This is a genomic window from Enterobacter cloacae complex sp. GYL001 (assembly GCF_049237125.1).
Lineage (GTDB): Bacteria > Pseudomonadota > Gammaproteobacteria > Enterobacterales > Enterobacteriaceae > Enterobacter > Enterobacter hormaechei_C.
This window is the reverse complement of the sequence record NZ_JBMKGW010000004.1, coordinates 278,786-301,848: the sequence shown is the minus strand read 5'-3', so window position 1 is coordinate 301,848 and position 23,063 is coordinate 278,786. Positions and strand designations below refer to the sequence as shown.

The window sequence follows — 23,063 nt, the reverse complement described above, 5'->3', positions numbered from 1 at the left end:
TATGCGTTCTTCCTAACTAACTCTCTTACAACCGAGAGAAATCATTGAAAAGTGCAAGCCCCATTAACAGCACCAGCAAAATCGAGCCAATGCGATAACTAAAGTCTTGAACTCGCTCGGATACCGGTCCGCCTTTTAGCTTTTCAATCGCTAAAAACAGCAGATGGCCCCCATCTAATACGGGAAGCGGGAACAGGTTGATTATCCCCAGGTTCACGCTAATCAGCGCAAGGAACATGAGATAGTAAATCACCCCGAACTCCGCTGACATCCCAGCCCCCTGAGCAATCGAAATTGGCCCACTGAGGTTGTTCAGTTTCACATCACCGGTTATCAATTTCCCCAACATGTTGACCGTAAGCTTCATCAGCTGCCATGTTTTATCCGTGGCCTCAACGATGGCGCTAAACGGCCCATACTGGCGTATTGTCTTGTACTCATCTGGCAGTGGGATCACTTTCGGCACAACGCCTGCAAACCCTTCCGCCTTACCGCCGCCCGATTTGGTATCCGGGGTGAGAGTCAGTGAGAGCGAACTCCCCTGCCTTTCCACTTCCAGCGCGAGCGGCTTGCCTGGATTATCGCGCACCAGAGTAACAAAGGTCATCCATTGTGTTAATGGCTGACCATCGACTTTAACGATCCTGTCACCCGCTTGTAAACCTGCTTTACTCGCTGCCGATTTGGCCTGTACTTCGGCTAATACCGGCTCGATCTGCGCGCCGCGCGGTCGAATCCCGAGTGCGGCGACAGGGTCCTCTTTGTCTGGCTCAAAGCGCCAGTGGCGTAAATCCAGCACTTTTTCCTGCCGCTGGTCGGAACCAAATGGCGATACGCTGACGGTTGTCTGCTCATCACCAATTTTGGCAACCAGTTGTAACCTCACGGCATCCCAATCAGGGGTTTCGATACCATCAATCGCTTTAAGTTCCATTCCCGGTGTAATTTGCGCCGTTGCCGCAATAGAACCCGTAGTGATTTCGCCCACGACCGGGCGCACGCCAGGCACGCCGATGATAAACACCAGCCAGTAAGCGAAGATAGCGAAGATGAAATTGGCTACCGGGCCGGCAGCGATGATGGCAGCACGTTGTCCAACAGTTTTATTGTTAAACGCGCTATGGCGAAGTTCCGGGGCGACAGGCTCAACGCGTTCGTCGAGCATTTTGACATAGCCGCCCAGGGGAATCAGAGCAATGACAAACTCGGTGCCATGCTTATCGGTGCGCTTCCAGAGCGATTTGCCAAAGCCAATCGAGAATCGCTCCACCCGCACACCACAGCGCCGGGCAACCCAGAAATGGCCAAATTCATGCACGGTAATCAGTACACCCAGTGCAACAATGAACGCCGCCAGATTCCAGAGAATGCTCAGCATAAAACCTTCCGTTATATCGTCCCAAACACCAGTAAAAGCAGGCAAGCAAATACGGGAACAGCCGCGGTAAGGCTGTCAATGCGATCCAGTATTCCGCCATGTCCTGGAATCAGGTGACCACTGTCCTTAATCCCTGCTTCACGCTTAAACATACTCTCGGTTAAATCACCCAGCACCGATGCCAGCGCCGCGAAAATCGAACATACCAGCAGCGTCGAGGGGGCAACCTCAAGATTCGCCCAGACGCCATAGCCCCAGGAGATAATCGCTGCCGTAAACAGGCCGCCGATGAAGCCTTGCCAGGTTTTGCCCGGAGAAACCTTTGGCGCCAGTTTATGTTTGCCGAACAGTTTACCAAACATATAGGCCCCGGAGTCAGCCCCCCAGACGAGAATCATCACATAAAGCAGCCATATCGCGCCGCTGTAGTGGTTTTCGTCATAGTGCCAGGCGCGCAACGCAACCATCCCCCAGAAAAACGGAACAATCGTGAGCAGACCAAAAATAAGGCGCAACACTTTAGAGTTACGCCAGATCGCCGCAGAGCCCGGATAGAAAAGCACTAAAACAAGCGCAGCAATCCACCAGGCCAGCGATATCCATAAGGATCCGGCAACCAGCGGCTGGTGAACATCATGATGATATTCAGGCAAGGTATACAGCATCAGGGCCAGTAAAAAACCACAGAGTACCGCCAGCCATACCCGCTGAGTGCGCGAGGTAAAGCCGCTAAGCTGCCCCCATTCCCACGCGGCGAGCATACACACCACCAGCGTAACAATAGCGAATCCCACCGGAGGCAGTAAAAACAGCGCTGCGATGACGACGGGTATTAATACAAAAGCGGAAATCAGGCGATACTTCAGCAAAAGCTACCCCCATCAGGCGTTATCGCCACCAGGCTCGGTGCCGCCGAAACGACGCTCTCGATTGGCAAAGGCATGCAGCGCACCTTCAAAGTCTTGTTCATCAAAATCTGGCCAAAGAACATCCGTAAAGTAAAGTTCGGCGTAGGCAATTTGCCACAGCAAAAAGTTACTTATGCGATGTTCCCCCCCTGTCCTTATAACCAAATCCACGGGTGCCAGTTCATTCATGCAGATTTGCTGACTCAGCGCCTCTTCATCAATCTGGTCGGGTCTTAACAGCCCTTCCTGAACCTGCTCAGCCAAATGCCGAACCCCCTGGATAATATCCCAGCGTCCGCCGTAATTCGCCGCGATATTGAGCGTCAGGCCGGTATTATTTTCCGTCAGCGCTTCTGCTTTGCGAATCCGTTCCTGCAAACGTGAGTTAAAACGACTGGTTTCGCCAATAATACGCAAGCGGACGTTGTGGCGGTGCAGGCTTTTTACTTCACTATCGAGCGCCCACACGAACAGTTCCATCAACGCAGTCACTTCCTGCGCAGGTCGATTCCAGTTCTCACTGCTAAAAGCATAGAGCGTTAACGCATCAATGCCGTTATTGGCGGCAAAAGAGACGGCGCGGCGAACAGATTTCGCCCCAGCTTTATGCCCAAAGGCTCGTATCTTCCCTTGTCTTTTCGCCCAGCGGCCATTGCCATCCATGATGATTGCAACATGGCGACAGCCATGTGCTGGCAAGTTTTCGCTTATTGGTTGATTCGCAGACAACATAACGCGTTTTTAGTCCCTGAAAGGATTTAACGGTACACAGGAATACTGAAGCCTATACATAAAAAAGCCGTGTCAAACCACGGCTTACCTGACCACTTAAAGCCAAATACCTGCGATCAGGTGGCGCAGACTATATCACTGAAGCCCAACGCTAACAAATAGCACGACGACTAGTGCTTGCTTTATCACCAGCTTGCGAGACGTGTCACCTGTTTACGCGCAACAATGCGTGCCTGTTCATCCACAGCCAGCACCTCTTCCACGCTCTGCGGCTCACGCAAATCCATTATCTCCAGCACGGATAAATTCAACGCGGCGATGTCAGTAAAGCGGATCTGCTGATTCAGGAATGCTTCAACGGTCACTTCATTGGCTGCATTAAGCGCCGTTGTCGCCGCCTGCCCCTGATCGAAGGCCGTCATCGCCAGTTTCAGACAGGGATAACGGTCGTAATCAGGCTCGCTAAACGTCAGTGAACTCAGCTTACAAAAATCGAGAGGCTTAACGCCCGATTTTACGCGGTTTGGCCACGCCATCGTATGAGCAATAGGCGTACGCATATCCGGTTCGCCCAGCTGGGCCAGCACGCTGCCGTCCTGATAGCGCACCATCGAGTGAATCACCGACTGCGGGTGGATCAGCACTTCCATCTGTTTCGCCGACGCATTGAACAGCCAGCGAGCTTCAATGTATTCCAGACCTTTGTTCATCATGGTGGCCGAATCGACGGAGATCTTACGCCCCATTGACCAGTTCGGATGACGACACGCCTGATCCGGCGTCATTGCGCTCAATTCAGACAGTGGCGTTTCACGGAACGGGCCACCAGACCCGGTAAGCAGAATCGACACAACGCCATTCTGCTCCAGGTCAGCGTACCCCAGGTTTTGTTGAAAAGGTTGAGGCAAACTCTGAAAAATCGCGTTGTGTTCGCTATCGACCGGCAAAAGACGCGCCCCACGCTGTTTTACCGCCTCCATAAAGAGGCGTCCGCAGGTGACGAGCGACTCTTTGTTCGCAAGCAGGACATCTTTCCCCGCATCAATAGCGGCAAGCGTCGGCAGAAGACCCGCCGCCCCGACGATTGCCGCCATGACCTGATCAACTTCATCAAGCGCGGCCATATCGCACGCCGCCTGTTGCCCGCTGAGTACCTCGGTACGGCAGCCCTTCTCCTGCAACAGCGCTTTCACCTGGCGGGCGCTCTCTTCGTCATCCATCACCGCAAAACGGGGGGTAAACTCCAGGCACTGTTCGACCATTCGCTGCACGTTTTTTCCGGCCACAAGCGCGGCCACGGTGTAGCTGTCAGGATTATGACGTACAACGTCGAGAGTGCTGCAACCGATAGAGCCGGTCGAGCCGAGGAGAGTGAGATGCTTCATGAGATGCCCAAAAGTTAGACCAGATAAAAGCAAAACGCCGCCAGCAAGACTCAATGTCCTTCTGAACGGCGTTTATCAGTGAACAGCGAAAATCAGAACTGCATCAGTTCCGCTTCTTTTTCTGCCAGCGCCGCATCAATTTTCTTGATGGCCGCGTCGGTCATTTTCTGAATGTCGTCCTGAGAACGACGATCGTCGTCTTCGCTGATCTCTTTTTCTTTCAGCAGGGCTTTCACTTTATCGTTCGCATCGCGACGCACGTTACGTACGGAAACACGACCCTGCTCAGCTTCACCACGAACTACTTTGATCAGGTCTTTACGACGCTCTTCCGTCAGCGGAGGCAGTGGAACGCGAATATCCGCGCCGGCTGAGCTTGGGTTCAGACCCAGGTCAGATGCCATGATCGCTTTTTCAACGGCCGGGCTCATTGAGCGGTCGAACACGTTGATTTTCAGGGTACGGGTATCTTCTACCGTCACGCTCGCCAGCTGACGCAGAGGCGTTGGCGTACCGTAATATTCTACGATGATGCCATCCAGCAGGCTTGGGGAAGCACGGCCAGTACGGATTTTGCTGATTTGGTTTTTGAACGCTTCTACGCATTTTTCCATGCGTACTTCAGCATCTTTTCTGATGTCGTTAATCACGTTACGGATCCTTGAAAACTTGTCTCAGGCAGACTATCCGCCAGCACAGCGCTACAGGTGTGCTAAGTATAGTCGCGTTTAATTCATGACAACGCCAAAGGCGCGCCCGGGTAAGATACCACGTCGAAATAAAGCGGAATCTTACCTGTATTTATCGCCGACGGAAATTATTCCGTGATCAAAGTGCCTTCTTTTTCGCCCATAACAACGCGACGCAGCGCGCCAGGCTTGTTCATGTTGAAGACACGGATCGGTAGTTTGTGGTCACGAGCCAGCGTAAAGGCGGCAAGATCCATCACTTTCAGCTCTTTTTCCAGCACTTCGCTGTAGGTCAGCTGATCGTACATGGTCGCTGAAGGATCTTTTGCCGGGTCGGCAGTAAACACGCCATCTACTTTGGTCGCTTTCAGCACCACATCGGCTTCGATTTCGATACCGCGCAGGCAGGCTGCGGAATCGGTGGTAAAGAACGGGTTACCCGTACCGGCGGAGAGGATCACCACGCGGTTGTTGCGCAGCAGGCTGATGGCCTCTGCCCAGCTGTAGTTATCGCATACGCCATTCAAAGGAATAGCGGACATCAGGCGAGCGTTCACATAGGCGCGATGAAGCGCATCACGCATCGCCAGGCCATTCATCACGGTTGCCAGCATACCCATGTGGTCGCCCACTACGCGGTTCATCCCCGCTTTCGCCAGACCAGCACCACGGAAAAGGTTGCCACCGCCAATGACCACGCCAACCTGAATACCCAGTTCGACCAGTTCTTTGATTTCCTGTGCCATGCGATCAAGGATGCTTGCGTCAATACCGAAGCCTTCCGATCCTTGCAGCGCTTCGCCACTCAGCTTAAGCAGAATGCGTTTGTACACGGGTTTTGCATTGGTAGCCATGTTTCTTTCCTGAGACTGTCAACGATTAAGATGGGGTTAATTCTGGCGACATGATATGTCGCAAATCAGCACAGCGATACTGGAGCCTGTCTGATTTCGTGAGACGGGTGACAAAAAGAAGCCGCCCTCAGGCGGCTCCTTTTCAATCATTAAGACTGCTTGGACATTGCAGCAACTTCTGCTGCGAAGTCAGTCTCAACTTTCTCGATGCCTTCGCCCACTTCGAAGCGGATGAAGCCAGTTACATCAGCGTTGTGCTCTTTCAGCAGCTGAGCAACAGACTTGCTTGGATCCATTACGAAAGGCTGGCCAGTCAGAGAAACTTCGCCGGTGAATTTCTTCATGCGGCCTTCAACCATTTTCTCTGCGATTTCTTTTGGCTTACCAGACTGCATCGCGATGTCCAGCTGAACCTGGTACTCTTTCTCTACCACTTCAGCAGACACGTCTTCTGGCTTAACGAATTCTGGTTTGCTTGCAGCGATGTGCATTGCCAGCTGTTTAACCAGCTCTTCGTCAGCGCCTTTAGCCGCAACCAGAACACCGATACGCGCGCCGTGCTGGTAAGAGCCCAGAACATCGCCTTCCAGGGAAGAAACGCGACGGATGTTGATGTTCTCACCGATTTTAGCAACCAGCGCTACACGCTCTTCTTCGAACTGTGCTTTCAGAACTTCAACGTCAGTGATTTTGCCTGCAACCGCTGCGTCCAGAACTTTGTTAGCAAATGCCTGGAAACCAGCATCTTTAGCAACGAAGTCAGTCTGGCAGTTAACTTCCAGGATGATGCCGTAGTTGCCGTCGATTTTGGTGATGATCACGCCGTCAGCAGCAACGTTGCCTGCTTTCTTAGCTGCTTTGATCGCACCGGATTTACGCATGTTTTCGATTGCCAGCTCGATGTCGCCGTTCGCTTCGGTCAGCGCTTTTTTGCAATCCATCATGCCTGCGCCAGTACGCTCACGCAGCTCTTTTACCAGGGATGCGGTAATTTCAGCCATTCTTAAATCCTCGGGAGATGTGAACTGCCCGGCCGGGAGCCAAACAGTATAAATTGAAAAAAGGGGCCGATAATGGGCCCCTATTCATACACGGTACTAATAAGGGGTAAAACCTTATTATTCAGCTTCTACGAAGCTTTCTTCCGCCTGAGAAGCCAGATCCTGGGAACGGCCTTCACGAACGGTAGCAGCTACAGCGCTCAGGTACAGGCTAACAGCACGGATTGCGTCGTCGTTACCCGGGATAACGAAGTCAACACCGTCCGGATCGGAGTTGGTATCAACGATAGCGAATACCGGGATACCCAGGTTGTTAGCTTCTTTGATTGCGATGTGCTCGTGGTCTGCATCGATTACGAACAGCGCGTCTGGCAGGCCGCCCATATCTTTGATACCGCCCAGGCTGTTTTCCAGCTTGTCCAGTTCACGAGTACGCATCAGCGCTTCTTTCTTAGTCAGCTTATCGAAAGTACCGTCCTGAGACTGGGTTTCCAGATCTTTCAGGCGCTTGATGGACTGACGAACAGTTTTCCAGTTGGTCAGCATGCCGCCCAACCAGCGATGGTTCACGAAGAACTGGTCGCAGCTGTTAGCAGCATCTTTCACAGCTTCGCTTGCAGCGCGCTTAGTACCAACGAACAGAATCTTACCTTTACGGGAAGAGATCTTGTTCAGCTCAGCCAGGGCTTCGTTGAACATTGGTACAGTCTTCTCAAGGTTGATGATGTGAACTTTGTTACGTGCGCCGAAGATGAAAGGCTTCATTTTCGGGTTCCAGTAACGGGTCTGGTGACCGAAGTGAACACCAGCCTTGAGCATGTCGCGCATGGAAACAGTTGCCATGTTTAAAACCTCTATATTGAAAGTTGGGGTTATGCCTCCACGTATCCCATATTACCGACCCCGAAGGGCACCCCGGAATATGTGCCGATACGTGTGTGTTGTTACACAAAGTGAGATTTGTCGCTCCCGTCCAGCCTGTGTATCTGAGATGGATCGGAAGTCCGGCGCGCTTTATATCACAAAACACGGCCAGAAACCAATAATTGTTGGCGGAGTGTGCTGTTAATGATTCTCAATTTGGCACGGGGTGCGCCTGACTGATACCATTGACAACACTTACACTAGTATTGTCGAAAAAATCGACACCGATGGACAGATTACATGGCTATCTCTATTAAGACACCTGAAGAAATTGAAAAGATGCGCGTCGCCGGTCGTCTGGCCGCGGACGTGCTGGAAATGATCGAGCCGTTTGTGAAACCGGGCGTCAGCACTGGCGAACTGGATCGCATCTGTAACGACTATATCGTCAACGAGCAGCACGCGGTCTCCGCCTGCCTTGGCTATCACGGTTTCCCGAAATCCGTCTGCATCTCTATTAATGAAGTGGTTTGCCACGGCATTCCGGATGACGAGAAGCTGCTGAAAGATGGCGACATCGTCAACATCGACGTGACCGTGATTAAAGACGAGTACCACGGCGACACTTCTAAGATGTTCATCGTTGGCAAGCCAACGATTCTGGGCGAGCGTCTGTGCAAAGTGACGCAAGAGAGCCTCTACCTGGCGCTGAAAATGGTGAAGCCGGGCATCCGCCTGCGCACCATCGGCGCCGCAATCCAGAAATTTGTGGAAGCGGAAGGTTTCTCCGTGGTGCGCGAATATTGCGGTCACGGTATTGGTCGTGTGTTCCATGAAGAACCGCAGGTTCTGCACTACGATGCAGACGACGGCGGCGTAGTGCTGCAAAAGGGCATGACCTTCACTATCGAACCAATGGTCAACGCGGGTGATTACCGCATCCGTACCATGAAAGATGGCTGGACGGTAAAAACCAAAGACAGAAGCTTGTCTGCTCAGTACGAGCATACTATTGTGGTTACAGACAACGGCTGCGAAATTATGACGTTGCGCAAGGATGACACCATCCCGGCGATACTGACGAACATTGAGTGATAAGAAGCCGGCGAATGCCGGCTTTTTTAATGGCGATAGCTTTTTCTTATGGGTGGCGCACGATGAGTAATCTCTTACCCGAACAGTATGCTAATACAGCACTTCCCACCCTCCCCGACCAGCCTGATAACCCGGGCGTCTGGCCACCGCATGAGCTGACCTGCGCGCATATCAAAGCCCACATGGAGGTTTTCCATCGCTGGCTGGGTAACGCATTTGACGCAGGCGTTTCGGCCGAGCAGCTCATTGAAGCGCGCACCGAATTTATCGACCAGCTCCTGCAACGTCTGTGGATCGACTACGGTTTCGGACAGGTGAGCGACGTCGCGCTGGTTGCGGTCGGCGGCTATGGCCGGGGTGAACTGCATCCACTCTCTGATATCGACCTGCTGATCTTAAGCCGTAAAAGACTGCCGGACGATCGGGCGCAGAAAATCGGTGAACTGTTGACCCTGCTCTGGGACGTAAAGCTGGAAGTGGGCCACAGCGTACGCACGCTGGAAGAGTGTCTGCTGGAAGGGTTATCTGACCTGACCGTCGCCACCAACCTGATTGAAACCCGCCTGCTGATTGGCGACGTTGCGCTGTTCCTCGAACTGCAAAAGCACATCTTTAGCGACGGCTTCTGGCCTTCGGAAAAATTCTTCGCCGCGAAAGTCGAAGAACAAAACCAGCGCCACCAGCGTTATCACGGTACCAGCTATAATCTCGAACCGGATATTAAAAGCAGCCCCGGTGGCCTGCGCGATATCCACACGCTGCAATGGGTCGCCCGTCGACATTTTGGAGCAACATCACTGGACGAAATGGTCGGGTTTGGTTTTCTGACCGAAGCCGAACGTAACGAACTCAATGAGTGTCTGCATCTGCTGTGGCGCATCCGTTTTGCCCTGCACCTGGAAGTCACCCGCTACGATAACCGCCTGCTGTTTGACCGACAGCTCAGCGTGGCGCAGCGCCTGAATTACCAGGGCGAGGGCAACGAGCCGGTCGAGCAAATGATGAAGGATTTCTTCCGCGTCACCCGCCGCGTCTCTGAGCTAAACCAGATGCTGTTACAGCTGTTCGATGAGGCGATCCTCGCGCTGACGGCAGACGAAAAACCGCGTCCGATTGATGACGAATTTCAGCTGCGCGGCACGCTTATCGATCTGCGCGACGAAACGCTGTTCATCCGCGAACCGGAAGCGATCCTGCGAATGTTCTACACCATGGTGCGCAACAGCACGATCACCGGGATCTACTCCACCACCCTGCGTCATCTGCGCCATGCACGACGCCATCTGAAGCAGCCGCTGTGTTACATCCCGGAGGCGCGCTCGCTGTTCCTGAGCATGCTTCGTCATCCGGGCGCCGTCAGCCGCGGTCTGCTGCCGATGCACCGTCACAGCGTATTGTGGGCCTATATGCCCCAGTGGTCGCATATTGTCGGGCAGATGCAGTTCGACCTGTTTCACGCCTATACGGTAGATGAGCACACAATCCGCGTCATGCTGAAGCTGGAAAGCTTCGCTAAAGAAGAGACGCGATCCCGCCATCCGCTGTGCGTTGATCTGTGGCCACGTCTGGCGCACCCGGAGCTGATCCTGATCGCCGCCCTGTTCCATGATATCGCCAAAGGTCGCGGCGGCGACCACTCCGTACTCGGTGCGCAGGACGTGCTGAAATTTGCCGAGCTGCACGGCCTGAACTCGCGTGAAACGCAGCTTATCGCCTGGCTGGTTCGCCATCATCTGCTGATGTCAGTTACTGCTCAGCGTCGTGATATTCAGGATCCGGAAGTGATCAAGCAGTTCGCCGAGGAAGTGCAAACGGAGAACCGCCTGCGCTACCTGGTCTGCCTGACGGTAGCCGATATCTGCGCCACCAACGAAACCCTGTGGAACAGCTGGAAGCAGAGCCTGCTGCGCGAACTCTACTTCGCCACCGAAAAACAGCTGCGTCGCGGGATGCAGAACACCCCCGACATGCGCGAGCGTGTGCGCCACCATCAGTTGCAGGCGCTGGCTCTGCTGCGCATGGATAACATCAACGAAGAGGCGCTGCATCAGATTTGGGCGCGCTGTCGCGCCAACTACTTTGTGCGCCACAGCCCAAACCAGCTTGCCTGGCACGCCCGGCATCTGCTGAAGCACGACCTGACAAAACCGATGATTCTGCTCAGCCCGCAGGCCACGCGCGGCGGGACAGAGATCTTTATCTGGAGTCCGGACCGGCCTTATTTGTTTGCAGCGGTCTGTGCCGAGCTGGACAGGCGTAACCTGAGCGTGCACGACGCGCAGATTTTTACCACCCGCGACGGCATGGCGATGGACACCTTTATTGTGCTGGAGCCGGACGGCAGCCCGCTGTCGTCGGACAGGCATGAGGGGATACGCTTTGGCCTCGAGCAGGCGATTACGCAGCGCAGCTGGCAACCTCCGCAGCCGCGTCGTCAGGCGGCAAAACTGCGCCACTTTACCGTCGATACCGAGGTCAATTTCCTGCCGACCCATACCGACCGTAAATCGTTCCTTGAGCTGATTGCGCTCGACCAGCCAGGGCTGCTCGCCCGCGTCGGCCAGGTTTTTGCCGATCTGGGAATTTCGCTTCACGGCGCCCGAATTACAACCATTGGCGAACGAGTAGAAGATTTATTTATAATCGCGACGGCCGACCGGCGTGCCCTTAATAATGACCTGCAACTTGAAGTGCAACAACGGTTGACAGCAGCCCTCAATCCAAACGATAAAGGGTGACGTGTTTTTTAGTGAAATGGAAAGAGTAAACAATGCAGCAGTTACAGAACGTTATTGAGTCCGCTTTTGAGCGTCGCGCCGACATCACTCCGGCAAATGTGGATACCGTGACCCGTGAAGCGGTAAACCAGGTTATTTCCCTGCTGGATTCCGGCGCGCTGCGCGTGGCAGAAAAAATCGACGGTCAGTGGGTTACTCATCAATGGCTGAAGAAAGCTGTGCTGCTCTCTTTCCGCATCAACGATAACCAGGTTATCGACGGAGCAGAAAGCCGCTACTTCGATAAAGTGCCAATGAAATTTGCGGATTACGACGAAGCGCGCTTCCAGAAAGAGGGCTTCCGCGTAGTACCACCGGCGGCCGTTCGTCAGGGTGCCTTCATCGCACGCAACACCGTGCTGATGCCATCCTACGTGAACATCGGCGCCTACGTTGACGAAGGCACCATGGTGGACACCTGGGCTACCGTCGGCTCCTGCGCGCAGATCGGTAAAAACGTTCACCTGTCCGGCGGTGTGGGCATCGGTGGCGTTCTTGAGCCACTTCAGGCTAACCCAACCATCATCGAAGACAACTGCTTCATCGGCGCACGTTCCGAAGTGGTTGAAGGCGTGATCGTCGAAGAAGGTTCTGTGATCTCCATGGGCGTTTATATTGGCCAGAGCACCCGTATTTACGATCGCGAAACCGGTGAAATTCACTACGGCCGCGTTCCAGCCGGTTCCGTTGTGGTTTCCGGCAACCTGCCGTCTAAAGATGGCAAATACAGCCTGTATTGCGCGGTCATCGTGAAAAAAGTGGACGCGAAAACGCGCGGTAAAGTGGGCATCAATGAACTGCTGCGCACCATCGATTAATCGGGTATAACAAAAAGCGGGGGCAACCCCGCTTTTTTTATATCCGAAGGTGGCGAAAATAGATTTTTTCGTTAATTATTCATAGGTTATGTTGAGATCAAGGGTACCGCTATGTACGATAATCTGAAAAGTCTGGGCATTACCAATCCTGATGAAATTGATCGTTATAGTCTCCGCCAGGAAGCCAATAACGATATTTTGAAAATCTATTTTCACAAGGACAAAGGAGAGTTCTTCGCCAAAAGCGTGAAGTTTAAATACCCTCGCCAGCGTAAGACCGTTGTCGCTGACGGTATCGGTCAGGGATATAAAGAAGTACAGGAAATCAGCCCTAACCTGCGCTACGTGATCGACGAACTCGATCAAATCTGCCAGCGCGATCGCAGCGAAGTCGATCTGAAACGTAAGATCCTTGACGACCTGCGTCACCTGGAAAGCGTAGTCACCAATAAGATCAGCGAGATTGAAGCGGATCTTGAGAAATTGACGCGTAACAAATGAGCCGTTTTATTGCCCGGTGGCGCTTCGCTTACCGGGCCTACGAACGCATGTAGGCCGGGTAAGGCGAAGCCGCCACCCGGCAAACAGCATCATCTCTGTTCATCCAGCTGCAACGCCACATACAGCAGTAGCCGGTCGTCAAAATTCCCTAAATCCAGCCCCGTCAGTTCCGAGATCCGGTTAAGCCGATACTCCAGCGTATTACGGTGAATAAACAGCGCTTTTGACGTTGCCAGCGGCTGCACGTTATGCCGGAACCACGCCTGCAACGTGCGGCGCAGCAGCCCGTTGTTGTCCATCGCTTTCAGACGCACCAGCGGACGCGCCAGCTCGTTGGCCTGCCAGCCGCCGCGCAGGCTGTCGAGCAGGACCGGCAGCATCAGATCCTGATAGAAATAACTGCGGCTCTCCGGCATGCGCTGTTTACCCACCATCATGGTGGTGCGCGCCGTTCGCCATGAACGGGCAATACTTCCCGGCCCGGTAAAATAATTTCCCAGCGCGACGCGAAAACGGAGCTGTCCGTTCTCCTTCATGCGCTCGATGAGCAGCTCAACGCGGCGACGATGATCTTCCGCGTCCCAGCGACCAAACTGATTAAGCGCAGGCTTGAGCACCACCATTTCCGTCAAAGAGACAATCGCCACCAGGTTGTTACGCTCCGGCGTCGCCAGCATGTTTTGCAGCTGCTGTAGCTCCACCATGGCGCTGTCCACGCCAAGCTGGCCACTATCCACCTCAATAACGGCGACCACCCGCGGCTGATTCAGGTCGATACCCAGACGCTGCGCCCATTCGCTCAGGGCAGGCGTGTGCTCCTCCGCCTGAATCAAATTCATCACCAGCTCTTCACGCAGGCGGCTGTCCTGGGCGAGCAGATGCATCAGACGCGACTGCTCCAGCATCATCTCCGCCGTCATGCAGACCAGCTCACCGTATTTACGCAGCGATTCAGGATCGCCTGTCAGACCGATAACGCCAACAATCTCTCCTTCCAGACGCAGCGGCAGGTTGATCCCCTGACGGACCCCGTGCAGATGTTTCGCCACGGCGTCATCGATATCGACCACGCGCCCCTGAGAAAGCACCAGCAACGCCCCTTCGTGCAATTCCCCAATACGCTCACGATCGCCGCTGCCGATAATGCGCCCGCGGGCATCCATTACGTTGATATTGGTATCAATGATGCGCATGGTTCGCGCCACGATATCCTGCGCCATTTTGGTATCAAGATGCCAGCCAGCCATATAACCCTCCCGTGAGCAGAGCTCAAGCATAGGGAAGTTCAGCTAAGGCTGCATTGTGCAGATGCCCAAAGGCAGAGAGAGATGTATGGAGTTGTGGGAAAGGTCACAGAAAAGAGAAAGCCCCTGCGAACAGGGGCTTAAGAAGATTACTGCATCAGGAGATAAATAGAGGTATCACCACGCTGAATATTCAGTGCCAGCACGGACGGCTTGCTGTCGAGAATTTTGCGCAGTTCAGCGATGTTTTTCACCGGCTGCTGGTTAGCGCCCATGATCACATCACCTTTTTTCAGGCCGATACGGGCAGCAGGTGAGTTCGCTTTCACGTTGTTCACCACCACGCCTTTATCTGCCCCTTTGTTGCTCATTTCAGCACCTTCAATACCGCTGAAGATGGTGCTGGAATCGACCTGATTCTGACTGCTCTGTTGCAGTTCCAGGCTCACGTTAACCGGCTTACCTTCACGCAGCAGGCCGAGGGTCACTTTACTGCCGATTGGCATAGAACCAACTTCCGCACGCAGGGCGGCAAAGCTGCTGATCGGCTTACCGTTCAGAGAGGTGATGACGTCACCCGCTTTAATGCCGGCTTTCGCCGCCGAAGAGTTCGGCATGACCTGGCTTACGAATGCGCCGCGCTGAGCGTCCACTTTCATCGCTTTCGCCAGCTCGGAGTTCAGTTCGGTACCCATGATACCCAGCTCACCGCGTTTCACCTGTCCATATTGCACCATCTGCGCAGTCAGGTTTTTCACCATGTTGCTCGGGATAGCAAAGCCGATACCGATGTTGCCACCGTCCGGTGCCAGGATAGCGGTGTTGATACCGATCAGCTCACCGTTCAGGTTAACCAGCGCACCGCCGGAGTTACCACGGTTAATGGCCGCATCCGTCTGAATGAAGTTTTCATAGTTTTCCGCATTCAGGCCGCTACGTCCCAGCGCAGAGACGATACCCGAGGTCACGGTTTCGCCCAGACCAAATGGGTTACCGATGGCGACGGTGTAGTCACCCACGCGCAGCGCGTCAGAGTCGGCAAGCTTAATCGCCGTCAGGTTCTTCGGATCCTGGATTTGAATCAGCGCGATATCGGAGCGCGGGTCTTTACCAACCACTTTGGCATCGAATTTACGGCCATCGCTCATCTGCACTTTAATGGTGTTAGCATTATCTACCACGTGGTTATTGGTCACCACGTAGCCTTTGGCTGCATCAATAATGACGCCCGAGCCAAGTGCCATGAATTTCTGCTGCTGGCCGCCGCCCTGACCGTCATCCCCTGCGCCGCCGCCCTGACAGAACGGAGAACTCTGGAATGGCGAACCGTCCTGGCAGAATGGCGAATTGTCGCCGAAGAACTGCTGGAAATTACGCGGCATACGCGGCGTATTGACGGTTGTGCTGCCCTCAACGTTAATACTCACCACCGATGGCATCACTTTTTCGAGCATCGGGGCCAGGCTTGGCATCTGCTGCGCAGTCGCTGCCGAGGAAGCTGTCTCGGCCGCCATCGCCAGAGGGGACAGCGCTAAACCTAAACTCAGAGCCAGTGCACTCATTGCTAATGTGGTTTTTTTCATGTTTCTCAATCTCGATTTACCAGATAACGCAAAATTGCTGTGTAACTCAGATTCGTTTTATACCGCTTAGTTCCGGGATTAAGTTTATGGAAAAAGTAAAAATTTATTGGTCGTCTTTACAAAACTCATGGCTTATTCAACGGCCATAAGCTTGCGGTATTCATCCCAGGCATACAAATCTGTCATCCCGCTGATATAGTCCTGGATAAGACGACAGCGATAATAATATTCCATGACTGGCCATTGGGAAGAATGGCGATCTATTTTACTGACGGCTTCAATGTATGCCAGCCGGTGGCGGGTTGAAAGCTTCTGATAGAGACGAGATTCAATCGGCAGGCGGCGAACACGTTCATTATTTGCCAGCTCGCTAAACTCATCGACCGTCAGCTGAAGCAGCGGGCCATAAATCTCCAGCAACCCGCTGATAACCCGGTATCCTTGCAGCTCCAGCTGCTCGACATCCGGGTGGCTGAAAACATGGCGAACAGCCACGTTTTTATATAATTCAAGAAGCTGACTAAAACTGCTCTCATCTTCCAGCAGGGCGTGATTAAATTCCCCGCTAAATATCATCGGCAAATTATCAATGAAACGGGCGGCCGCATACGGCACCAGTTTATTCAGCGTGTTCACCCGCAAATACATAAAGAACTGATCTTCGGTACTGCGGCTCAGCGAATTTGAACGCGATTTATCCCAGGCATTCTCGACGACCTGCGCAAACAGAGAACCTTTTTCATGCTCTCCCCAGGCATCATGAAGATGCTGATACAGCTCCTCGACGCTGAATATTCTTTTTTCCACCGCGTCTTCCAGATCGGCCACGCAATAAGAAATGTCATCAGCCGCTTCCATAATCCATGTCAATGGAAAACGGCCATTAGGGGTCAGAGACAGTTCTTTACGCAACCGCGCGATGTATGCTTCTTCCGATAAGTAATAGCCCGGTTTTTTCATCAGGTAGCTATGCGTGGCGGGCGTTTCTCCGGTCCACCATGCGGGACGCGTGTATTTAAGAATACAGCCCACCTGGGCCCAGGTCAGATTCATCCGCATCAGGGAGTGCACCAGACGGATCCCCTGCGCGTTACCTTCGAAATGACACAGATCCTGGCGCACCTTACGGCGCAGATCGTTCAGGCTATCTTCGCCTTCACGCAGGCATAAATCGCGTACCACACAGCGGTCATCGCTGAGCGGCTGGCTTATGGCGTCAGAGGGAAAAAGCCGCTGTTTAAACCAATCATTGATGGCGGCCTCGCCGAAATGACCAAAGGGAGGATTGCCGATATCGTGCATCAGGCAGGCCATCTCAACGATGCTTTCGAACGGCCCGGTCAGTTCATCCAGTCCGTAGGTTTCCAGCAGACGTTGCTCTTTGAGACGGCTGAGGATCTCTTTCGCAATGTAGCGCCCCACCTGCTGCACTTCCATGGAGTGCGTTAACCGCGTACGCACCGCGGCGTTACGCTCCAGCGGGAACACCTGGGTTTTTTGCTGTAACCGACGGATGGCGGGCGAGTTGATGATGCGTCCGCGATCGCTTTCGAAAATGCGCAGGATCTCATGTTCGCTCTTATCGCCCTGTGGCGAACGGAAACGTCGGTGCCAGTTAATTTTGGTGCGAAAATCGATTGGTGCCATGTGCTCCCCCGCGTGAGAATGCGTTTCCCCTTAACCGCATGATAGACTATGCATCTTAACAAGGCACATCGCGAGTAAATCTATGAAAATCGGCATTATTGGTGCAATGGAAGAAGAAGTTACGCTGCTGCGTGACAAAATTGAGAACCGTCAGACCCTCTCCCTCGGTGGCTGTGAGATCTACACCGGCCAGCTGAACGGTGTTGACGTGGCTCTGCTGAAATCAGGCATCGGTAAAGTTGCAGCGGCACTGGGCGCGACCCTGCTGCTTGAGCGCTGCAAGCCTGACGTTATCATTAATACGGGTTCTGCGGGCGGTCTGGCGCCGACGCTGAAAGTGGGCGATATCGTGGTTTCCGACGAAGCGCGTTATCACGATGCAGATGTCACCGCATTCGGCTACGAATATGGTCAGCTTCCGGGCTGCCCGGCCGGGTTTAAAGCGGATGATAAGCTGATTGCCGCCGCTGAAAGCTGCATTAACGAGCTGAACCTCAATGCGGTGCGTGGCCTGATCGTCAGCGGCGATGCCTTTATCAACGGCTCTGTCGGTCTGGCGAAAATCCGTCATAACTTCCCGCAGGCTGTCGCCGTTGAGATGGAAGCCACGGCCATTGCGCACGTATGCCATAACTTCAGCGTGCCGTTCGTGGTCGTTCGCGCGATCTCTGACGTGGCGGACCAGCAGTCCCACATCAGCTTCGACGAATTCCTGGCCGTTGCGGCCAAACAGTCCACCGTGATGGTGGAAACCCTGGTGCAGAAACTAGCGCGTGGGTAAGGTGTCATTCAGGGCGCTGGTCGCCCTGCTTCTGCTCGCTCCGGCCTGGCTCATCGCCGCGCCGCGGGTGATCACTCTCTCTCCTGCCAATACGGAACTGGCGTTTGCCGCCGGGATCACGCCCGTTGCGGTAAGCAGCTTTTCCGATTATCCACCGCAGGCCGCCCATATCGAACAGGTTGCTACCTGGCAGGGAATGAATCTGGAACGCATCGTGGCGCTAAAGCCCGATCTGGTGCTCGCCTGGCGCGGCGGTAATGCCGAACGGCAGGTAAACCAGCTCTCTTCGCTGGGAATAACGGTGAAATGGGTGGACGCGGTGAGCATCGAACAGGTGGCGCAAACCCTCCGTGACCTCGCGCCCTTCAGCCCTACCCCCCAACGCGCCGGGCAGGCTGCACAGCAGATGCTCAACGACTATGCCGCGCTAAAAGCCCGATACGGCACGCAACCGAAACAACGCGTTTTTCTGCAATTTGGCAGCCAGCCGCTGTTCACTACCGGGAAAGGTTCGATCCAGAACCAGGTGCTTGAGACCTGTGGAGGTGAAAATATCTTTGCCGAAAGCCGGGTTCCCTGGCCCCAGGTCAGTCGTGAGCAGGTTCTTGCCCGACAACCGCAGGCCATTGTGGTGGTCGGAAATGCGAGCGAGATTCCTAAAATAGAACAATTCTGGCATCGGCAGCTTAAAATTCCGGTCATCGCACTCAACAGCGACTGGTTTGAACGCGCCAGCCCGCGTATTATCCTCGCCGCAAAACAACTCTGCGCCGAACTGGCAGAGAGTCACTCAAACAGATAAATACCCCCTTCGAGGATTTAACGATGCTCGTGTATTGGCTGGATATTCTTGGCACAGCCGTTTTTGCTATCTCCGGCGTTTTGCTTGCCGGAAAACTACGCATGGACCCTTTTGGCGTACTGGTACTCGGCGTTGTTACGGCGGTGGGAGGCGGAACGATCCGCGATATGGCGCTGGCAAACGGCCCGGTATTCTGGGTGAAAGATCCCACGGATCTGGTGGTGGCGATGGTCACCTGCCTGTTAACCATCGTGCTGGTTCGTCAGCCTCGCAGACTGCCAAAATGGATATTGCCGGTGCTGGATGCCGTCGGTCTGGCGGTTTTTGTGGGGATAGGCGTGAATAAAGCCTTTATTGCCGGGACTGGCCCGCTGGTGGCGATCTGCATGGGCGTGTTAACCGGCGTGGGCGGAGGGATTATTCGCGACATACTGGCGCGAGAAGTCCCGATGATCCTGCGAACGGAAATCTACGCGACAGCCTGTATCATCGGGGGGATTGTTCACGCCACGGCGTATTACACCTTTGCTGTCCCGCTGGAGAATGCGGCGATGCTGGGGATGGTGGTCACGCTGGTGATCCGTTTAGCGGCAATACGCTGGCATCTGAAGCTGCCGACCTTTGCGCTGGATGAAAATTCAAGATAGATATCGTTTATAAGCCCGGTAGCGCTTCGCTTACCGGGCCTACAATCTGCGTTCAGGCTTAAATACTGAACGACGAACCACACCCGCAGGTGCTGGTTGCATTCGGGTTAGTCACCACAAAGCGCGAACCTTCCAGACCTTCAGTGTAGTCCACTGAACCGCCCACCAGATATTGCAGGCTCATCGGGTCAACCACCAGCGCGACGCCCTGTTTCTCGATAGTCATATCACCATCGTTAACCTGGTCGTCAAAGGTAAAACCATACTGGAAGCCGCTACAGCCGCCGCCGGTAATATAAACACGCAGTTTCAGATCCGGATTGTCCTCATCGGCAATCAGGGTTTTCACTTTTTTCGCTGCTGCTTCGGTAAATTCCAGCGGCAACGCTACGTCATCACTCATCTTATGCTCCCATGAATACTGCGACTGCTATTGGGCAAAAATCACCCAATTCTTTTTGTCATTATCTAATACCCTGGTAATTCATTCAAGTATTCTGCTTCAGGGCCTGTTCAGCTTCCTGTTTCGCCAGGGTACGGGCAAGAATGGTGGAGTATAGCGGTTTTCCACCCAGGAATTGGGCTAATAGTGTCGCGCCGAGACAGGTAATGATCATTGGCAAAATGAGCTGGTAATTGTCGGTCATTTCCAGCACCAGTACGATCCCGGTCAGCGGCGCGCGCAGGGAGGCCGCCAGCAGCGCCCCCATTCCCGCCACCGCAAACGTCCCGGCATCCAGATGGTAGGCCGGGAAGCCTGCCGCCGCCGCCATCCCGAACGCCGTACCCAGCAGCGTCCCCAGCGCAAGCATCGGAGCGAAAATGCCGCCCGGTGCGCCGGAGGAGAAGCACAATACCGTAGTGATGACGCGAGAAATAAACATAAACAGCAGCAGGCCTACGCTGAAATTCCCCGCCGCGGCAATGGGAATCAGGCCGAAACCGCCGCCCGCCGCATTCGGTTCGATAAAGCCGAGGATCCCGCACACGCCGCCAAGCAGGCCTCCCACCAGCACCCATTTCGTGGTATTTCCGCCATGGATGCGCTGAAACATATCCTGCGCCCGTAAAATCAGGGTGTTAAAAAGCGGGCCGACGACGCCAAAAATCATCCCAAGAACCAGATACAGCCATAAAGTATTGACCGGCGCATTGGTCAGCTTGCCAACTTCAATCACCGCCCCTTCGCCGTTAAAGACGCGAAAGACAATGCTCGACATAATCACGCCGGTAAACACCGCTTTAATGGAGATCAGGTTGTAGCGGAACTGGGCGCGCATCTCTTCAATGATAAACAGGATACCCGCCAGCGGCGCGTTAAACGCCGCAGACAGCCCCGCGGCGGCCCCCGTCGCCAGCAGCGTATGCCGTGCTTCGGCGCTGCGCATACGGAACAGATCGCCGACCATGCGCCCGACGTTACCGCCCAGCTGTACCGTTGGCCCTTCCCGACCGAGCACCATGCCCGCCCCGAGGGTTCCCATCCCGCCGATAAATTTCACAGGAAGCACCCGCCACCAGCGAACCGGGCGTAGCTCCTCCAGCGCCCCCTCAATTTCAGGGATCCCCGAGCCACCTGCTTCAGGTGCGAATTTACGCACCAGAAAATAGCCCACCATGGCGAACAGCGCCGAAAGGCCAAAGGCCCACACCCAGACCAGCCATTCCCGATCGGCAAAGCTGGCGACGGTACCTATGCGCCAGTTGAGGACCGCGTTAACCGCTTTCTCGAATGCGACCCCCACCAGCCCGGCCAGCGTACCGACCACGGCGGCTGCCAGCAGAATGGCTAACGGGGTTTTGTCACGGTTGAGCAGCCGCCGGATACTGACCCGGTGCTTCGCGCGCGTAAACTGTTGTTGTTCAAAAGAAGGTGTGTTCTCGTTCATTACCTGTTCTGTTTCGTCATACAAAAGGCCGCAGGGATTCTACCAGAGACAATCCCCTCGTCCCCTGAAAAATACTTAACAATTGTTAAGCCTTCTGAGGGGCAAAAATTTTATAACCTCTTCCGAATCACTTAGAATAGTTGCCTTAACTTATTTCTACGAACCAGGAACGACGCCATGAGCAAGTCTGAAAACCTCTACAGCGCAGCCCGCGAGCTTATCCCAGGCGGCGTGAATTCACCCGTGCGCGCCTTTACCGGCGTGGGTGGCACCCCGCTGTTTATCGAACGTGCGGATGGGGCATATCTGTATGATGTGGATGGTAAAGCCTATGTCGATTACGTCGGCTCCTGGGGCCCGATGGTACTGGGGCACAACCACCCGGCGATCCGCAACGCGGTGATTGAAGCCGCTCAGCGCGGCCTGAGCTTCGGCGCGCCAACCGAGATGGAAGTCAAAATGGCGGAGTTGGTCACCGAGCTGGTGCCAACGATGGACATGGTGCGTATGGTGAACTCCGGTACCGAAGCGACCATGAGCGCTATCCGTCTGGCGCGCGGTTTTACCGGTCGTGACAAGATCATCAAGTTCGAAGGTTGTTATCACGGCCACGCCGACTGCCTGCTGGTAAAAGCCGGTTCCGGCGCGCTGACGCTCGGTCAACCGAACTCCCCGGGGGTGCCGGCTGATTTCGCGAAACACACGCTGACCTGCACCTATAACGATCTGAACACCGTTCGCGCCGCGTTCGGGCAGTATCCGCAGGAGATCGCCTGCATCATCGTTGAACCGGTGGCGGGCAACATGAACTGTATTCCACCGCAGCCGGATTTCCTGCCGGGCCTGCGCGCACTGTGCGATGAGTTCGGCGCGCTGCTGATCATCGACGAAGTGATGACCGGTTTCCGCGTCGCGCTGGCGGGAGCGCAGTCATACTACGGCGTAGAGCCGGATCTGACCTGCCTCGGCAAAATCATTGGCGGCGGCATGCCTGTCGGCGCGTTTGGCGGCCGTAAGGACGTGATGGACGCGCTGGCGCCAACCGGTCCGGTTTACCAGGCGGGTACGCTCTCCGGTAACCCGATTGCGATGGCGGCGGGCTTTGCCTGTCTGACCGAAGTGGCGCAGCCGGGTATCCACGAAACCCTGACGGACCGGACGACGCAGCTGGCAAACGGCCTGCTGGAAGCCGCAGAAGACGCGGGTATTCCGCTGGTGGTAAACCACGTCGGCGGGATGTTCGGGATTTTCTTCACCGATGCGAAAACCGTGACCTGCTATCAGGACGTGGTGAAATGCGACGTGGAACGCTTCAAACGCTTCTTCCATCTGATGCTGGAAGAAGGCGTGTATCTTGCGCCGTCAGCGTTTGAAGCGGGCTTTATGTCCGTGGCGCACAGCGAAGAAGATATCAATAACACCATCGACGCAGCGCGTAAGGTGTTTGCGAAGCTCTAAGGGCATTGCC

21 protein-coding genes are annotated in these 23,063 nt (G+C 54.6%); 8 read left to right on the top strand and 13 right to left on the bottom strand.

What is annotated here, in order from left to right:
- Positions 1–25: 25 nt before the first annotated feature.
- The 8 genes from rseP to rpsB all read right to left on the bottom strand — a co-directional run bounded on the left by rseP (position 26) and on the right by rpsB (position 7,790).
- Entirely contained in the window at positions 26–1,378 is a 1,353-nt protein-coding gene (rseP, locus tag ACOTWU_RS11105; protein WP_023303108.1) for a sigma E protease regulator RseP, read from the bottom strand.
- 11 nt (positions 1,379–1,389) lie between these two features.
- Positions 1,390–2,247 carry a phosphatidate cytidylyltransferase gene (cdsA, locus tag ACOTWU_RS11100; protein ID WP_003856175.1) on the bottom strand — a complete coding sequence of 286 codons (858 nt, stop codon included), beginning with the start codon at positions 2,245–2,247 and terminating at the stop codon, positions 1,390–1,392.
- Positions 2,248–2,259: 12 nt separating this feature from the next.
- Entirely contained in the window at positions 2,260–3,018 is a 759-nt protein-coding gene (gene ispU / locus ACOTWU_RS11095; protein ID WP_003856176.1) for a (2E,6E)-farnesyl-diphosphate-specific ditrans,polycis-undecaprenyl-diphosphate synthase, read from the bottom strand.
- A gap of 185 nt (positions 3,019–3,203) precedes the next feature.
- Positions 3,204–4,403 carry a 1-deoxy-D-xylulose-5-phosphate reductoisomerase gene (ispC, locus tag ACOTWU_RS11090; protein ID WP_015572723.1) on the bottom strand — a complete coding sequence of 400 codons (1,200 nt, stop codon included), beginning with the start codon at positions 4,401–4,403 and terminating at the stop codon, positions 3,204–3,206.
- Between the two features lie 92 nt (positions 4,404–4,495).
- Positions 4,496–5,053, bottom strand: coding sequence for a ribosome recycling factor (gene frr / locus ACOTWU_RS11085; protein ID WP_017383739.1), 558 nt, complete (start codon positions 5,051–5,053; stop codon positions 4,496–4,498).
- A 167-nt stretch (positions 5,054–5,220) separates the two neighbouring features.
- Entirely contained in the window at positions 5,221–5,946 is a 726-nt protein-coding gene (gene pyrH / locus ACOTWU_RS11080; RefSeq protein ID WP_002889306.1) for a UMP kinase, read from the bottom strand.
- 149 nt (positions 5,947–6,095) lie between these two features.
- Complete coding sequence (gene tsf / locus ACOTWU_RS11075; RefSeq protein WP_015572722.1) at positions 6,096–6,947, bottom strand: translation elongation factor Ts; 852 nt, start codon at positions 6,945–6,947, stop codon at positions 6,096–6,098.
- Between the two features lie 117 nt (positions 6,948–7,064).
- Complete coding sequence (gene rpsB, locus ACOTWU_RS11070; protein WP_003856207.1) at positions 7,065–7,790, bottom strand: 30S ribosomal protein S2; 726 nt, start codon at positions 7,788–7,790, stop codon at positions 7,065–7,067.
- Positions 7,791–8,111: 321 nt separating this feature from the next.
- Here rpsB and map point away from each other — a divergent pair, with 321 nt between their 5' ends.
- The 4 genes from map (at position 8,112) to ACOTWU_RS11050 (ending at position 13,002) form a co-directional block, all read left to right on the top strand.
- Positions 8,112–8,906 carry a type I methionyl aminopeptidase gene (gene map, locus ACOTWU_RS11065; RefSeq protein ID WP_015572721.1) on the top strand — a complete coding sequence of 265 codons (795 nt, stop codon included), beginning with the start codon at positions 8,112–8,114 and terminating at the stop codon, positions 8,904–8,906.
- 62 nt (positions 8,907–8,968) lie between these two features.
- The gene (glnD, locus tag ACOTWU_RS11060) at positions 8,969–11,644 is read left to right on the top strand and encodes a bifunctional uridylyltransferase/uridylyl-removing protein GlnD (RefSeq protein ID WP_126498681.1); all 2,676 of its coding nucleotides are present in this window, start codon (positions 8,969–8,971) and stop codon (positions 11,642–11,644) included.
- Positions 11,645–11,676: 32 nt separating this feature from the next.
- A complete protein-coding gene (gene dapD, locus ACOTWU_RS11055) occupies positions 11,677–12,501 on the top strand; it encodes a 2,3,4,5-tetrahydropyridine-2,6-dicarboxylate N-succinyltransferase (protein ID WP_003856214.1) in 825 nt (274 codons plus the stop codon).
- Between the two features lie 111 nt (positions 12,502–12,612).
- Complete coding sequence (locus tag ACOTWU_RS11050; RefSeq protein ID WP_015572719.1) at positions 12,613–13,002, top strand: DUF3461 family protein; 390 nt, start codon at positions 12,613–12,615, stop codon at positions 13,000–13,002.
- An 89-nt stretch (positions 13,003–13,091) separates the two neighbouring features.
- Here ACOTWU_RS11050 and ACOTWU_RS11045 read toward each other — a convergent pair whose 3' ends face one another.
- The 3 genes from ACOTWU_RS11045 to dgt form a co-directional block, all read right to left on the bottom strand.
- A complete protein-coding gene (locus tag ACOTWU_RS11045) occupies positions 13,092–14,249 on the bottom strand; it encodes a CdaR family transcriptional regulator (RefSeq protein ID WP_003856217.1) in 1,158 nt (385 codons plus the stop codon).
- A 146-nt stretch (positions 14,250–14,395) separates the two neighbouring features.
- Positions 14,396–15,829 (bottom strand): serine endoprotease DegP, encoded by a 1,434-nt coding sequence (gene degP / locus ACOTWU_RS11040; RefSeq protein WP_015572718.1) that lies wholly within the window; start codon positions 15,827–15,829, stop codon positions 14,396–14,398.
- A 132-nt stretch (positions 15,830–15,961) separates the two neighbouring features.
- Positions 15,962–17,476: a dGTPase gene (gene dgt / locus ACOTWU_RS11035; RefSeq protein ID WP_015572717.1), complete on the bottom strand. Its 1,515-nt coding sequence runs from the start codon at positions 17,474–17,476 to the stop codon at positions 15,962–15,964.
- 82 nt (positions 17,477–17,558) lie between these two features.
- Between dgt and mtnN the strand changes: the two genes are divergently transcribed.
- The 3 genes from mtnN to ACOTWU_RS11020 are packed head-to-tail and all read left to right on the top strand — an operon-like array spanning position 17,559 to position 19,706.
- Positions 17,559–18,257 (top strand): 5'-methylthioadenosine/S-adenosylhomocysteine nucleosidase, encoded by a 699-nt coding sequence (mtnN, locus tag ACOTWU_RS11030; RefSeq protein WP_003856223.1) that lies wholly within the window; start codon positions 17,559–17,561, stop codon positions 18,255–18,257.
- Entirely contained in the window at positions 18,250–19,059 is an 810-nt protein-coding gene (btuF, locus tag ACOTWU_RS11025) for a vitamin B12 ABC transporter substrate-binding protein BtuF (protein ID WP_017383741.1), read from the top strand. Before mtnN ends, btuF begins: the two co-directional genes overlap by 8 nt.
- A 23-nt stretch (positions 19,060–19,082) precedes the next feature.
- A complete protein-coding gene (locus ACOTWU_RS11020; protein WP_003856227.1) occupies positions 19,083–19,706 on the top strand; it encodes a TRIC cation channel family protein in 624 nt (207 codons plus the stop codon).
- 58 nt (positions 19,707–19,764) lie between these two features.
- Here the strand turns inward: ACOTWU_RS11020 and erpA are convergent, their stop codons facing one another.
- Both erpA and clcA read right to left on the bottom strand, forming a co-directional pair.
- The gene (erpA, locus tag ACOTWU_RS11015) at positions 19,765–20,109 is read right to left on the bottom strand and encodes an iron-sulfur cluster insertion protein ErpA (protein WP_003856230.1); all 345 of its coding nucleotides are present in this window, start codon (positions 20,107–20,109) and stop codon (positions 19,765–19,767) included.
- A gap of 85 nt (positions 20,110–20,194) precedes the next feature.
- The gene (clcA, locus tag ACOTWU_RS11010; RefSeq protein ID WP_017383743.1) at positions 20,195–21,595 is read right to left on the bottom strand and encodes a H(+)/Cl(-) exchange transporter ClcA; all 1,401 of its coding nucleotides are present in this window, start codon (positions 21,593–21,595) and stop codon (positions 20,195–20,197) included.
- Between the two features lie 177 nt (positions 21,596–21,772).
- Here clcA and hemL point away from each other — a divergent pair, with 177 nt between their 5' ends.
- Positions 21,773–23,053 (top strand): glutamate-1-semialdehyde 2,1-aminomutase, encoded by a 1,281-nt coding sequence (gene hemL / locus ACOTWU_RS11005; protein WP_045911034.1) that lies wholly within the window; start codon positions 21,773–21,775, stop codon positions 23,051–23,053.
- Positions 23,054–23,063 lie beyond the last annotated feature (10 nt).

What these genes read in the sequence shown, in the direction of transcription:
- rseP (WP_023303108.1), bottom strand. Translation starts at nt 1,378, where the DNA reads ATGCTGAGCATTCTCTGGAATCTGGCGGCGTTCATTGTTGCACTGGGT.
- ispU (WP_003856176.1), bottom strand. Translation starts at nt 3,018, where the DNA reads ATGTTGTCTGCGAATCAACCAATAAGCGAAAACTTGCCAGCACATGGC.
- ispC (WP_015572723.1), bottom strand. Translation starts at nt 4,403, where the DNA reads ATGAAGCATCTCACTCTCCTCGGCTCGACCGGCTCTATCGGTTGCAGC.
- pyrH (WP_002889306.1), bottom strand. Translation starts at nt 5,946, where the DNA reads ATGGCTACCAATGCAAAACCCGTGTACAAACGCATTCTGCTTAAGCTG.
- tsf (WP_015572722.1), bottom strand. Translation starts at nt 6,947, where the DNA reads ATGGCTGAAATTACCGCATCCCTGGTAAAAGAGCTGCGTGAGCGTACT.
- rpsB (WP_003856207.1), bottom strand. Translation starts at nt 7,790, where the DNA reads ATGGCAACTGTTTCCATGCGCGACATGCTCAAGGCTGGTGTTCACTTC.
- map (WP_015572721.1), top strand. Translation starts at nt 8,112, where the DNA reads ATGGCTATCTCTATTAAGACACCTGAAGAAATTGAAAAGATGCGCGTC.
- glnD (WP_126498681.1), top strand. Translation starts at nt 8,969, where the DNA reads ATGAGTAATCTCTTACCCGAACAGTATGCTAATACAGCACTTCCCACC.
- dapD (WP_003856214.1), top strand. Translation starts at nt 11,677, where the DNA reads ATGCAGCAGTTACAGAACGTTATTGAGTCCGCTTTTGAGCGTCGCGCC.
- ACOTWU_RS11050 (WP_015572719.1), top strand. Translation starts at nt 12,613, where the DNA reads ATGTACGATAATCTGAAAAGTCTGGGCATTACCAATCCTGATGAAATT.
- ACOTWU_RS11045 (WP_003856217.1), bottom strand. Translation starts at nt 14,249, where the DNA reads ATGGCTGGCTGGCATCTTGATACCAAAATGGCGCAGGATATCGTGGCG.
- degP (WP_015572718.1), bottom strand. Translation starts at nt 15,829, where the DNA reads ATGAAAAAAACCACATTAGCAATGAGTGCACTGGCTCTGAGTTTAGGT.
- dgt (WP_015572717.1), bottom strand. Translation starts at nt 17,476, where the DNA reads ATGGCACCAATCGATTTTCGCACCAAAATTAACTGGCACCGACGTTTC.
- mtnN (WP_003856223.1), top strand. Translation starts at nt 17,559, where the DNA reads ATGAAAATCGGCATTATTGGTGCAATGGAAGAAGAAGTTACGCTGCTG.
- ACOTWU_RS11020 (WP_003856227.1), top strand. Translation starts at nt 19,083, where the DNA reads ATGCTCGTGTATTGGCTGGATATTCTTGGCACAGCCGTTTTTGCTATC.
- erpA (WP_003856230.1), bottom strand. Translation starts at nt 20,109, where the DNA reads ATGAGTGATGACGTAGCGTTGCCGCTGGAATTTACCGAAGCAGCAGCG.
- clcA (WP_017383743.1), bottom strand. Translation starts at nt 21,595, where the DNA reads ATGAACGAGAACACACCTTCTTTTGAACAACAACAGTTTACGCGCGCG.
- hemL (WP_045911034.1), top strand. Translation starts at nt 21,773, where the DNA reads ATGAGCAAGTCTGAAAACCTCTACAGCGCAGCCCGCGAGCTTATCCCA.